At 61.3% G+C, this 12,146-nt stretch carries 14 protein-coding genes; 7 read left to right on the top strand and 7 right to left on the bottom strand.

Translation table 11 applies throughout. From position 1 onward, the window contains the following. Positions 1–158 precede the first annotated feature (158 nt). Positions 159–374, bottom strand: a complete 216-nt coding sequence (locus Q9290_RS16010; protein ID WP_306080644.1) for a SlyX family protein — start codon at positions 372–374, stop codon at positions 159–161. Continuing rightward, the gene (locus tag Q9290_RS16005; protein ID WP_306080641.1) at positions 367–1,377 is read right to left on the bottom strand and encodes a WD40 repeat domain-containing protein; all 1,011 of its coding nucleotides are present in this window, start codon (positions 1,375–1,377) and stop codon (positions 367–369) included. The genes Q9290_RS16010 and Q9290_RS16005 overlap by 8 nt, the downstream gene beginning before the upstream one ends. A 164-nt stretch (positions 1,378–1,541) precedes the next feature. Here Q9290_RS16005 and Q9290_RS16000 point away from each other — a divergent pair, with 164 nt between their 5' ends. Further along, positions 1,542–2,084, top strand: a complete 543-nt coding sequence (locus Q9290_RS16000; RefSeq protein ID WP_306080640.1) for a hypothetical protein — start codon at positions 1,542–1,544, stop codon at positions 2,082–2,084. Positions 2,085–2,273: 189 nt separating this feature from the next. Next, positions 2,274–3,104 carry an FKBP-type peptidyl-prolyl cis-trans isomerase gene (gene fkpA, locus Q9290_RS15995; RefSeq protein ID WP_306080639.1) on the top strand — a complete coding sequence of 277 codons (831 nt, stop codon included), beginning with the start codon at positions 2,274–2,276 and terminating at the stop codon, positions 3,102–3,104. A 7-nt stretch (positions 3,105–3,111) separates the two neighbouring features. Here the strand turns inward: fkpA and Q9290_RS15990 are convergent, their stop codons facing one another. Both Q9290_RS15990 and Q9290_RS15985 read right to left on the bottom strand, forming a co-directional pair. Next, the gene (locus tag Q9290_RS15990; RefSeq protein ID WP_306080638.1) at positions 3,112–3,435 is read right to left on the bottom strand and encodes a GIY-YIG nuclease family protein; all 324 of its coding nucleotides are present in this window, start codon (positions 3,433–3,435) and stop codon (positions 3,112–3,114) included. Next, complete coding sequence (locus Q9290_RS15985; protein WP_306080637.1) at positions 3,432–3,863, bottom strand: protein-disulfide reductase DsbD domain-containing protein; 432 nt, start codon at positions 3,861–3,863, stop codon at positions 3,432–3,434. Before Q9290_RS15985 ends, Q9290_RS15990 begins: the two co-directional genes overlap by 4 nt. Positions 3,864–3,974: 111 nt before the next feature. On the opposite strand from Q9290_RS15985, the gene Q9290_RS15980 reads away from it, so the two are divergent. Beyond that, the gene (locus Q9290_RS15980; protein WP_306080636.1) at positions 3,975–4,451 is read left to right on the top strand and encodes an FxsA family protein; all 477 of its coding nucleotides are present in this window, start codon (positions 3,975–3,977) and stop codon (positions 4,449–4,451) included. Positions 4,452–4,590: 139 nt separating this feature from the next. On the opposite strand, the gene Q9290_RS15975 is transcribed toward Q9290_RS15980, so the two are convergent. Beyond that, positions 4,591–5,988 carry an MATE family efflux transporter gene (locus tag Q9290_RS15975; RefSeq protein ID WP_306080635.1) on the bottom strand — a complete coding sequence of 466 codons (1,398 nt, stop codon included), beginning with the start codon at positions 5,986–5,988 and terminating at the stop codon, positions 4,591–4,593. Positions 5,989–6,140: 152 nt separating this feature from the next. Between Q9290_RS15975 and Q9290_RS15970 the strand changes: the two genes are divergently transcribed. The 4 genes from Q9290_RS15970 (at position 6,141) to Q9290_RS15955 (ending at position 10,811) form a co-directional block, all read left to right on the top strand. After that, entirely contained in the window at positions 6,141–6,434 is a 294-nt protein-coding gene (locus Q9290_RS15970; RefSeq protein ID WP_306080634.1) for a co-chaperone GroES, read from the top strand. A gap of 32 nt (positions 6,435–6,466) precedes the next feature. After that, positions 6,467–8,113 carry a chaperonin GroEL gene (gene groL / locus Q9290_RS15965; RefSeq protein WP_306080633.1) on the top strand — a complete coding sequence of 549 codons (1,647 nt, stop codon included), beginning with the start codon at positions 6,467–6,469 and terminating at the stop codon, positions 8,111–8,113. Between the two features lie 245 nt (positions 8,114–8,358). Further along, a complete protein-coding gene (locus tag Q9290_RS15960; protein WP_306080632.1) occupies positions 8,359–8,856 on the top strand; it encodes a putative pterin-binding protein in 498 nt (165 codons plus the stop codon). Continuing rightward, positions 8,853–10,811, top strand: a complete 1,959-nt coding sequence (locus Q9290_RS15955; RefSeq protein WP_306080631.1) for an EAL domain-containing protein — start codon at positions 8,853–8,855, stop codon at positions 10,809–10,811. The genes Q9290_RS15960 and Q9290_RS15955 overlap by 4 nt, the downstream gene beginning before the upstream one ends. Here the strand turns inward: Q9290_RS15955 and Q9290_RS15950 are convergent. After that, positions 10,795–11,103 (bottom strand): hypothetical protein, encoded by a 309-nt coding sequence (locus Q9290_RS15950; RefSeq protein ID WP_306080630.1) that lies wholly within the window; start codon positions 11,101–11,103, stop codon positions 10,795–10,797. The two genes, Q9290_RS15955 and Q9290_RS15950, sit on opposite strands and share 17 nt — an antisense overlap. Beyond that, the gene (gene epmB, locus Q9290_RS15945) at positions 11,088–12,131 is read right to left on the bottom strand and encodes an EF-P beta-lysylation protein EpmB (protein ID WP_306080629.1); all 1,044 of its coding nucleotides are present in this window, start codon (positions 12,129–12,131) and stop codon (positions 11,088–11,090) included. Before epmB ends, Q9290_RS15950 begins: the two co-directional genes overlap by 16 nt. Positions 12,132–12,146 lie beyond the last annotated feature (15 nt).

Genomic DNA, 12,146 nt, shown 5'->3' with positions numbered 1-12,146 from the left:
ATATTTACAACCTGGAGCGGCCTCATCACGCATTGAAATACAGAACGCCGGATGCGGTGCATCGGGCGTTCTGAGTGGCGAAAAGCTAGCTGAAAATGTGTAAACCTATTTCAGGACTAGACACCGCTATTCGCCGGATCGCACCATAGCATGGTCGCTCAGTAATGCGGCGGCGGGGTTTCTTCCGCCTGGCTGGCGACCTGGCCGGGCTGTATTTCCTTGAACTTCTTGCTTAACAGGCTGAGCTGCTGTTTGAGGCGAGCGATTTCACCGCCCTGGGCGGCGATCTCCTGGTTGAGCTGCTCTATGGTGTCGTCCTGAAAGGCCAGCCGGGTTTCCATCTGCTCCAGCCGGTGCAGCAGTTCATCATTCATCATGTTCGTCTCTGTTGGTAAGCGCCCAGGTCTCGCCCAGGCCGGCGGAGCTGGTGCTGTAAAGCCGGTGCGCGCCGTCAAAAGCGACACTATACACCATGGCGCTGGCCGGCCTCAGCTGTGTGTGCAGGCCCACTTGCCAGTGGTGAAGGTGAGTGCCGTCGCTGAGTCGCCATAAATCCAGCCGGCGGGCGGTGCCGCCGGTGGCAAGCAGATCCTGATCCACATTCAGCCGGGCGCTGATAAAGGTCTGGCCCCGGGCGGGCACCTCCAGCCGGGCCTGCACCTCGCCATCGGGCAGGCGGTGAACTTCCCCGTTGCCCTGAGCATCGGCGCTGAAGGCATAGCGGCCGCCCTGATCCAGCCGCACCAGGCTCACACTGTGTTCGTGGCGCCAGCGTGCCACTATGGCAGCATCGTCGGTTTGCCAGAGCATTACCTCGCCGTCGTGGCTGGCGCTCAGGGCATAGCGGCCGTTGGCGGAGATATCCAGGCTGTTGATGCGGTCCTGATGGCCGAGAAACTGCAGCCGGCGGCCGCTGGCAAGGTTCACGTATTCCACTTCACCATTCTGGTAGCCCAGCAGCAGCGCCCGGCCGTTGCTGGCCAGCGCCAGGGCACGCAGCGGTTGCTCCACACGGTAAAAGCCCAGATTTTGACCGCTTTCCAGTGACCAGAGTGCCACTGTCCGCTCGGTGGCGGTGGCGGCGGCCTTGCCGTCGGGGCCGCTGGCCAGCAGCACCACGGGATCGGTTTCCTGCCCCTGATACCACTGATACAGGGGAGCGGCGTCGCCAGCCATCCATACCTGTACCGGGCCCTTGCCGCTGGACACCAGGGTAAAGCGACCGTCGTCGGTGGACGCTGCCGCCAGTATGCTGCCCTCGGCCAGGACCTGCCGGGCGAGGGGAGGCTCGCTTTGATCACAGCCGGCCAGCAGCAGGCCAAGGGCCAGTAGCGGGCCGGCAAGAAGGCGGGAAAACGGGGAGGGGCGTGCTGTCATGAAGGCAAGTTGGCCGAATGTGAAATGGTGGTGCCTAGCTTCGCATGTTTCAGCGGGATTTTCCTCCGTCGCGTGGCCGTGTGAGACCCGGAAGGCGGGCCGGTGCGCACTATACTTCAAGGCGGGGGAGCGCATTATCCATTCCTCAACCGGAGGTTGGTTCTATGAAAACATCAATGTTGATCTTTACCCTGGCGCTCTGCGGCCTGGGCGGTCAGGCGCTGGCCGCGCCCACCGACGAGCAGAAACAGGCCATGCTGGTCGATGCCCTCAATGCGGCGCCCCCCACCCTGCGTGACAGCGTGACCGTGGTGGACTGGGAGCAGAACGTGCTGCAGCAGGGCAGCGGTGACTACACCTGTTTTCCCACTCCGCCCCAGCTGGAGGGCACGGCACCCATGTGCATGGACGGTCCCTGGATGGAATGGGCCCAGGCCTGGATGGAGAAAAAACCGTTTCAGGCCAAGGCCATGGGGATCTCCTACATGCTCGCCGGTGACGGCGGTGCCAGTAATATCGACCCTTACGCCGAAGGCCCCACGGATGATAACCAGTGGATTGTGGAAGGGCCGCACCTGATGATCATAGTGCCCGACAACAGTCTGCTTGACTCCCTGCCGACCGACCCCAGCCTGGGCGGGCCCTATGTGATGTGGAAAGACACCCCTTATGCTCACATCATGATTCCAGTTGGAGCCAGAGAATAGCCCTGGTGGTAACGAAGCCCGCCGGGCTTCGCTACCCCGGCTGACGAGCCGAGCCCCATACCAGGAACGACAGCGCAAGACGCGCCGGCACGGGATAATTTTTTTTGGCAAGTTGCAACCTGCCTGCAAATCCTCGAGTATAAACCTCTCATTTTTCAAGGTGTCTGTGCACCCGACTCGGAGTTGATAATGAAAAAACTGTTACAGGTCAGCTTGCTGGCTACCGCCGTGATGGCGGGGTTGAGTGGTTGTAACGATGAGCAGGCGGCTGAAAAGGCAAGCGCTCCGGCTGCGGAAACTAGCGCGGCTCCGTCAGCCGACGGCGCGGCGGAATTCAACAGTTTCGAGGACAAGTCCGCGTACGCCATCGGTCTGTCCATGGGCCGTTACATCGGCTCCACTCTGGAAAAGCAACAGGAGCTGGGCGTCAGCCTGAGCAATGAGGTGATCCTGCAGGGGGTGAAGGACGGCTTCACCACCGATGGTAAAATGACCGACGAGGAAGTGCAGCAGGCGCTGATGGCCTATGACACGCACATTAACGAGTTGATCGAAGCCAAGACCAAGGAAGAAGCCGCTGCCACCCTGAAGGAAGGCGAGGATTTTCTGAAGGAAAACGCCCAGCGTGAGGGCGTGCAGGTGACCGAGTCCGGCTTGCAGTACGAAGTGCTGAGCGCCGGTGAGGGCGACAAGCCGGCAGCGGAAGACGTGGTGACCGTGCATTACACCGGTACTCTGGTGGACGGCACCCAGTTCGACAGCTCGGTTGAGCGCGGCGAGCCGGCGAGCTTCCCTCTCAATCAGGTGATTCCGGGCTGGACCGAAGGGGTTCAGCTGATGCCGATGGGCGCCAAGTACAAGTTCTACATTCCGTCCAGCCTGGCCTACGGCGAGACCGGCGCCGGCTCCATTCCCGGCAATGCCGTGCTGATCTTTGAAGTGGAACTGCTGGACATTGAAAAGGCCGCCGATGCCGAAGAGGCCGTGGCCGCCGCAGTGGAAGAGGACGCTCAGCAGTAACACCTCGTCAGTCAGTCATAACCAGAGGCCCGGCATTTGCCGGGTCTTCGTTTTTCAGGAGCCATTGCCGCCAGCTTTCGGGCCGGCTCAGCAATTGCTCCTTTTGCTTTCTGGGCAGCCGTTTCAGCCGGTATTCCAGTTTCAGCGCCGTGGACTTGTCGCCCACCGCCTGCTGCCACACCAGAACGGCGGGGCGGCGCGACCAGACGTAACGGGAAGCGCGCGCTTTTAACTCGTTGTGCTCGCGACAGCGGCGCTCGGGCTCGAGGGTAATGCCGCCGTACAGGCTGTCATCCCGGCAGCGCAGCAGATAGAGATGCCACTGGCTCATGGCAACACCAGTTCAACCCGCTGGGGCGGGTAGCACAGGCCGGTGGTGCAGCCCTGGTAGTCCAGCATGACCCGAGCGTCGGGGCCGGCATGGCGCAGCGGCAGCCGAAGTTCCACCTGGTTGCGGTATACCTGGCTTTTGCCGAAATACTCGTCTTCGTGAGCTTCGCCCTCGGGAGGCTGCCAGGCGTTCAGCTCGACGTGATGGCCCTCGGCAGCGAGTTTGTGCCGGTAGAGGTAGGCTTCGGGGGCAATAGTGATATTAACCGTCAGGATATCGCCGTCGCGCCTGTGGTCGATCACAAATGCCTGCTCCACCGGCAGTACCCGGTTGCCAGGTGGTGACGATGAGCCAAACTGTTCCAGTACAAGGGGGGTAAGCATCAGCAGCAGGCCGGCCAGAGCCGCTGTCAGCAAGGCGGGTTTCATTCTTCTCTCCCTGGACACGGTGCGCACATCGGCATTTGAAAATGCCGGCGGGCGTCCCCATTTCATCAATTTGACCCCATTGTAAGCCGTTAACGGCAAAAAGAGGTGATTGTGGGCAGGATCCTGTTGTTTTTCATTGGTGCCGGTTTGCTGGAGATCTTTGTGTTCATCGAGGTGGGCTCGGCCATCGGCGCCTGGAGCACCATAGCGCTGATCATGCTGACCGCCATTATCGGCATCAGTCTGGTGCGTATTCAGGGCCTGCAGACCCTGATGGACGCCCAGGAAAAAATAAACCGGGGCGAAACCCCGGCCCGGGAAATGGTCTCGGGCATGATGCTGGCGCTGAGCGGCGTGCTGCTGCTGCTGCCGGGCTTTGTCACCGACTTTGCCGGCGTGTTGCTGCTGTTGCCGCCGGTGCGCACCGCTCTGGCCGAGCGCTTTCTCAGCCGGGCCCATGTGCGCGGCGACAAGGGCCATACCTTTACCGCCGAGTACTACTATCACAGCGAAACCCGGGTGAACGACGAGAATGACAAAAAGGGCGTTACCTTTGAGGGCGAAGCCGAGCGCAAGGATGATAAGTAAGCGCTTTAGGAAGCCGAAAACGCTACAACCCTGTTCGTCATGCCGGCCTTGAGCCGGCATCTTTTTCAGGGCGCTCCAGCATACCGCGATGGACTCCGGCTCAAGGCCGGAGTGACAATTCTTTCAGTCCCTGTTCCCATCAGCTCAGCGGGTGGCGAATTCGCCACGGAAAGCGCCGCCAGGCATACAGGCAGGCGATCAGCCCGGCCAGCAGGTTGGCCAGCAAAATACCGGTAAAAATCCCTTCGGCGCCGGCCAGACCGGCGCCCAGCCAGGCCAGTGGCAGCAAGAGTCCAAACAGCCGAAGGCCATTCAGCAGCAGTGAAATCACCGACACCCGCAGGCCGTTCAGGGCCGCGCCCAGCAACATGAAACAGCCTTGCAGCCCATAGCTCAGTGGCACCAGCTGCAGATATTGTTGCAGCAGCCGCCTCACCTCGGCACTGTCGGTAAACAGCCCCGCCAGCCAGGGCGCCAGCCACCACAGCAATATAAACACGCCCAGCTGAAACAGCAGCGCAAAGCGCATGGCCAGCAACAGGCCGTGACGGCTGCGCTCATGCAGGCCGGCGCCGGTATTCTGGGAAATAAAGGGCGCCAGCACCGAGCTCAGCGCCATCATCACGATCAGCACCAGTGCCTCAATGCGTGAAGCCGCGCCGTAAGCCGCCACGGTTTCGGTGCCGAAATCGGCCAGCAGCAGCATCAGCAGGGCGGTGGCCACCGGGTTGAGCACACTGGTAAAGGACGCCGGAATGGCCACGTGCAGCAGCTGGCGCCAGTGGCGCAGCAAGGGGGCCAGGGCCGGCGGGTGCCAGCTCAGCAGGCGTTCTCTGTGCTGCAGCAGGGTCAGCGCCACTCCCATGGCCATCAGCCATGAGCAGGCGCTGGCAATGGCGGCGCCGCGAATACCGAGTGCCGGAAAGGGACCCAGGCCAAAGATCAGCAGTGGGTCGAGTACGCCGTTGACCAGCCCGGCCACCAGCATCACCAGCCCGGGGGTGCGGGTATCACCGGTGGCGCGAATGGCGGCATTACACACCATGGGGATCACCAGCATGGGAGAAGCCGCGTACCAGATGATCATGTAGTCGTGGATCAGCGGCATCAGCGCCGTTTCGGCCCCCAGCAGGGAAAACAGCGAATCCAGGCTGGCCAGCCCCAGTCCTGCCAGCACCAGTACCAGCACCAGTGACAGCAACAGGCTGTCGCTGGTAAAGCGGGCCGCCTGCTCATGGCAGCCGGCACCCAGGGCCTGGCCCAGACAGGCCGACAGCCCGGCACCCAGCCCCATGGCCAGGGAGGTGACCACAAAGGTCACCGGAAAGGTAAAGGTCACCGCCGCCAGTGGTGCCGTGCCCAGCAGCCCGATAAAAAAGGTATCCACCAGGTTGAACGCCAGGATCGCCACTATACCCAGTGCCATGGGGCCGGTCATGCGCGCCAGTTGCGGGCCGATGGGGGCGGTGAGCAGTGAATTGGAGTGGGGCACGAAAAAACCTTGATGTTGCGGGCGTGAGCGTAATACGGCGGTCATGATAACGCCGGTGAGCCCGTGATTTTAAAAAATTTTTGCACTCGGCTCTTGAAGGCCGCAAATGCGTTCCCATATAGGAAGGCAACGGAACAAGTTTGCGGCCGATGGCCGTTTATCTAACAAGGTAACAACACTCAGCAGGAGAGTTATCGATGAACATTCGTCCATTGCACGATCGCGTCATTATCAAGCGTATTGAAGCCGAGGCCAAGTCGGCCGGTGGCATCGTTCTGACCGGCTCCGCCGCCGAGAAATCCACTCGCGGCGAAGTGCTGGCAGTGGGTAATGGCCGCACACTGGACAACGGTGAAGTTAAGCCTCTGTCCGTGAAGGTCGGTGACAAGGTGATCTTCAACGAAGGTTTTGGCGTCAAAACCGAGAAGCTGGACGGTCAGGAAGTGCTGATCCTGTCCGAGGGCGATATTCTCGCCATCGTCGAAGAATAATCCGGTTCATCCACTTTTAAGGAAGATAAACAATGGCAGCTAAAGACGTAAAATTTGGTAACGATGCCCGCGTAAAAATGCTCAAGGGTGTCAACATTCTGGCCGACGCCGTTAAGGTGACCCTGGGCCCGAAAGGCCGCAACGTGGTACTGGACAAGTCCTTTGGTGCTCCCAACATCACCAAGGATGGCGTGTCCGTGGCCAAGGAAATCGAACTGGAAGACAAGTTCGAGAACATGGGTGCCCAGATGGTGAAGGAAGTAGCGTCCAAGGCCAACGACGAAGCCGGTGACGGCACCACCACCGCCACCGTACTGGCTCAGTCCATCGTTAACGAAGGCCTGAAGGCCGTGGCCGCCGGCATGAACCCCATGGATCTGAAGCGCGGCATCGACAAGGCCGTGGCTCAGGCCGTTGCCGAGCTTAAAGAGCTGTCTGTGCCCTGCAAGGACACCAAGGCCATCGCTCAGGTAGGTACCATCTCTGCCAACTCCGATGAGAAGGTCGGCACCCTGATCGCCGAAGCCATGGAAAAAGTAGGCACCGACGGTGTCATCACCGTGGAAGAAGGCCAGGGCCTGTATGACGAGCTGGACGTGGTAGAAGGCATGCAGTTCGACCGTGGCTACCTGTCTCCCTACTTCATCAACAAGCAGGAAACCGGCACCGTTGAGCTGGAAGACCCCTTCATTCTGCTGGTTGACAAGAAAGTCTCCAACATTCGCGAGCTGCTGCCGGTACTGGAAGGCGTGGCCAAGCAGAACAAGCCGCTGCTGCTGGTAGCGGAAGACGTGGAAGGCGAAGCCCTGGCCACCCTGGTGGTGAACAACATGCGCGGCATCGTGAAAGTGGCCGGCGTCAAGGCCCCGGGCTTTGGTGACCGTCGCAAGGCCATGCTGCAGGACATCGCCATTCTGACCGGCGGTACCGTGATCTCCGAAGAAGTGGGTCTGGAGCTGGAAAAAGCCACCCTGGAAGATCTGGGCCGTGCCAAGCGCGTGGTGATCAGCAAGGACAACACCACCATCATCGATGGTGTGGGCGAGGCCGATGCCATCAACGCCCGTGTGGCACAGATTCGCCAGCAGATCGAAGAATCTTCTTCCGATTACGATCGCGAGAAGCTGCAGGAACGTGTGGCCAAGCTGGCCGGCGGTGTGGCCGTGATCAAGGTGGGTGCTGCCACCGAAGTGGAAATGAAAGAGAAGAAGGCCCGTGTCGACGACGCCCTGCACGCGACCCGAGCTGCCGTGGAAGAAGGCGTGGTACCCGGTGGCGGTGTGGCCCTGGTACGTGCCGCGTCCAAGCTGGTTGAGCTGACCGGCGACAACGAAGATCAGAACGTGGGTATCAAGGTTGCCCTGCGCGCCATGGAAGCCCCGCTGCGTCAGATCGTTACCAACGCTGGCGAAGAAGCCTCGGTAGTGGTATCCAAGGTCAAGGCCAGCGAAGGCAACCAGGGTTACAATGCCGGCAACGACACCTACGGCGACATGCTGGAAATGGGTATCCTGGATCCGACCAAGGTCACCCGCTCTGCCCTGCAGTTCGCCGCTTCCGTGGCCGGTCTGATGATCACCACCGAAGCCATGGTGACCGACCTGCCGAAGGACGAAGCCCCGGCCATGCCTGACATGGGCGGCATGGGCGGCATGGGCGGCATGGGCGGCATGATGTGATCTGAATCACATTATATTCTGCCGGGAGCCACTCCCTGCTCAGTAAAAACCGGACCGAAAGGTCCGGTTTTTTTTTGAAAACTGCTCACCGGCGCCCTGAACGCCTAAATTACACTTCAGTTGCATCAAATGTTTTCGGTATGATGGCAGCCCTGTCTTGATGGAACTTTTGAGTCCATGTTGTTTTCAGACTGCTGCTCCAAAGGCCGGGCCCAGGCCTCCCTTGCGAGTTGAGGAGAAGAAAAATGAAGCTGCTCGGCGCTATCATGCTGTGGCTGGTGTCATGGGGCACCCTGGCCGGGGAGCCGGTGATCCTCACCATCTCCGGCAATATCGAGCTGCAAGGCCGCTCCCATGAACAGGTGGACTATACCCTGACTCAGTTACAGGCATTGCCTCAGGGGGAGATCACCACGGCTCATCCGTGGTCGGAACAGCCCCGCACCTACCGCGGCCTGGATCTGCGCGTGCTGCTTGAAGACCTGTTTGGCCACGCCCGCATCCAGACCATTTATCTGGAGGCGTTAAACGGCTTCAGCGTGGCGGTGGACTGGCAGGAAGTGGCCCCCTACGATCCGCTGCTGGCGTGGAGTGAAAACGGCCGCCTGATGAGCCGGCGCGACAAGGGCCCGCTGTGGCTGATATTGCCCTACGACAAGGCCCCCGAGCTGCAGCAGGCGGAATTTTTGCATTACATGGCCTGGCAACTCAGGCACATAAAGGTACGAACGGAACCCCAGTGAGGCGATTGTTTATTCCCCTTCCCGGCACCGAACATCAGGGTGCCGGGCACGTTTTCAAGCGGGCCGGCATTTTGTTGCTGTTGTTGTGCATGCTGTTGTTTGGCATCGGCGCCGCCCACTCCCTGCTGAATATTCGCCAGCACAATACCCTGCTGGAGCAGCGTAACTATGAAGTGCCCTGGTCGATGATGCAGCTCAAACTGGAAATGAGCCGTTTTCTCGATGCAGTGCGGCTGTTGCACGCCGGCGCCATCGATCACGACGAGCTGATGCTGCGCTACGACATTTTGTGGAGCCGCACGCCGGTGCTGCTCAGCAATCAGCTCAAGGACACCCTCAGCGACCGCCCCGATCTGTGGCAGCTGATCCAGCAGATTGAAAACCGGGTCAGGGCCATGGAGCCCATGGTCAAGGCCATTCGTCCCGGCTCGCCCGACTATCAGCTGTTGCTGGCCGAGCTCAGCCCCTATACCGAGCCGCTGGCCCGCACCATGACCGCCACCATGCACAGCAATGTGCTGTTTTATGCGGAATATGACCAGGCCTACCGGGAGCTGGGGCGGGAGCTGTATATCAGCATACTGGGGCTGGCCCTCAGTGGTGTGCTGCTGTTGCTGTTGCTGGGAAGCGAGCTGCTCGGTTACCGCCGCCGGCTGTTGCGGGATCCCCTGACCGGGCTGCCCAACCGTTTTGCCCTGCAACACCGGCTGCAGCAGCAGGTAAACCGCCAGCAGCCATTCAGCCTGACCCTGCTGGCGCTGAAGGATTACTCCCGGTGCTACCAGCAGTTTGGTTTTGAAGTGGCGGACGCGCTGCAGCAGGCTTTTGCCCGGCGTCTTGAAGCCTGTTTGCTGCCCGAGGAAGGCATTGCCCTGCTGGGCCGGGAAAGCCTGGCGGTGGTAGCCAACGGTGTGCTGGAGCTGTCCGATGTGCGGGTGCAGTTGTCGCGCATTCGTCAGGCTCTGAGCGCGCCGGAGTCCATTGCCCAGCACGACTTTCATCTGACGCCGGAGATAGGCGTGGTGTTGTATCCGGCAGATGCCGACAATGTGGTGGATTTGCTGGCCCGGGGCGAGCTGGCGCTTGAGCTGTGCCGGCATGAGCAGTTGCCCTATGTCATCTTTGAGCCGTCCATGCTCAAGGAAATTGAGCGCCGCCAGCAACTGGCCGCCGATCTGCCGGCGGCGCTTGAAAGCGACAGCCTGACCCTGCGTTTCTATCCGCTGGCCACCCCATCCGGTCAGTGCGCCGGGTTGCGCTTGTCGCTGCAATGGCGGCATCCCCGCTATGGTGATATCGGCGACAGCGAGCTGGTGCGGGTAACCGAGCAGTACCAGTTGTCGGAGCGACTATTGCTGTGGACACTGAGCCGGGTGGGTGAGCTGCTGCCCGGCTGGCGCCGGGTTCAGCCGACGCTGTTCGTCAGCCTGGCGCTGTCGCCCTCGGTGTTTCGCTTTTCCCTGGGTGGTCAGCTGGAAACCCTGTTGGCCGGCTATGGCCTTGAAGGCAACGCCCTGACGCTGGAGGTGGGTGAGCCCACGGTGATGGAGGCGCCCCATCAGGCCCAGAGCATACTGGCCGAGCTGCGCCGGCCGGGTGTGCGCATCATGCTGGCGGAATTTGGCACCGGCTGCTCCCGCTGGGGGCCGCTGGCGCGGTTACCCCTGGACTGGCTGCAGCTGGATGCGTCCTGCTGCAGCGGCATCGAGCAGAGCGAGGAGGCGAGAAGTCAGCTCGCCACCCTGTTTGGTCTGGCCCGGCTTCTGGGGGTGCCGCCGGTGTGTTGTGGTGTGAGCAGTGCCGCCGAGCGCGGAGTGATCGTGGCGCTCGGTGGCGAGCCCCTGCTGCAGGGGCCCTTTGTCAGCCCGTCGCTGGCCGCCATGGAGGTCAAAACCTGGCTGGAAAGCCTGGCGCCGGCGCGGCTGACCGACTTCGACGTCAGTCAAGGCGCATGAACTGCCCCAGAGTGGTGGCCAGCAGCTGAATTTTGTGCACCATGCGCGCCAGCAGTGCCTGATATTCGTCTTCCGAGCTGGATGACAGCATTTCCAGCTCGTCCGCCAGCTCCGCCACGTAGGGCATAAAGTGGTCGGCGCGGGTGATGAACTGGCTGTCTTCGCGCAGTACCGCATTGAACTTGGCCTGGCCCTTGGCGCGCAGGGCGGCCAGTTTCTTGTCGGCGTCAATGGCCTGATGGTAGAGCTCTTTCAGGGTGTCGTTCAGCCTGTCGATTACCGAATCATGCATGGTGTGTCCTTAACGGGTTCCAGGTTTAAATCGAGTGGGGTTTTGCTGACCTCGCCGCCGATCTCGCGCACCAGCCGGGGTACCAGAAACCCCGGCAGCCGTTCCAGCAGCCGGGCCATCAGGGCCCGGGCGTGATCATCGCTGACGGCAAAGTGGGCGGCACCGGCAACCTTGTCGAGCTGGTGCACGTAATAGGGCAGTACGCCGGCTTCAAACAACCGCTCCGACAGCGCTTCCAGGGCGTCGGCATCGTCGTTGACGCCGGCCAGCAGCACGCTCTGGTTTAGCAGGGTAATGCCGGCGCGCTGCCATTGTTGCAGCCTGCCCGCCAGATCCTGATCTATCTCGTTGGCGTGATTCACATGCACTACCAGCACCGGGCGCAGCCGGCTTTGGCTCAGGCGCTCTCGCAGGGTGCCGGTGAGGCGGGTGGGAATGACCACCGGCAGGCGGCTGTGAATGCGCAGCCGCTTAAGGTGCGGAATGCATTCGAGCTCGCTCAGCAGCGCGGCAATATGCTCGTCCTTGGCCATCAGCGGATCGCCGCCGGAGAGGATCACCTCGTTGATTTCGGCGTGCGCGGCAATATAGTCCACCGCCGGCTGCCAGCCGCCTTGCCCCGGGCTGTTGTCGGCATAGGGAAAATGGCGGCGAAAGCAGTAGCGGCAGTTCACCGCACAACCGCCGCGCAGCACCAGCAATACCCGCGAGCGATACTTGTGCAGCAGGCCGGGCAGGGCGCTGTCGTGTTCGTCTAGGGGATCGGTGACAAAGCCCGGCACCTCGGTAAATTCTCCGGCCAGGGGCAATACCTGGCGCAGCAGGGGGTCTGCCGGGTCACCGGGGTGCATTTTGTCGGCAAAGGGCTTGGGCACCCGCATCGGGAACAGCCGGCGGGCGGCAAAGCCTTCCAGCCAGGGCCCGTGATCGAGCCCCAGATAGTCCAGCAGCTGCTCGGGAGTGGTAAAGGCGCGGGCAAGCTCTTTTTGCCAGGGAATATGTAAATCGCCCCCGTTTAGGGGTATCATTGCCGGCATTTTCTG

It is taken from the genome of Oceanimonas aquatica (genome assembly GCF_030732065.1).
GTDB lineage: Bacteria > Pseudomonadota > Gammaproteobacteria > Enterobacterales > Aeromonadaceae > Oceanimonas.
The sequence above is the reverse complement of the archived record's forward strand: the minus strand, read 5'-3'. Positions and strand labels throughout refer to the sequence as shown.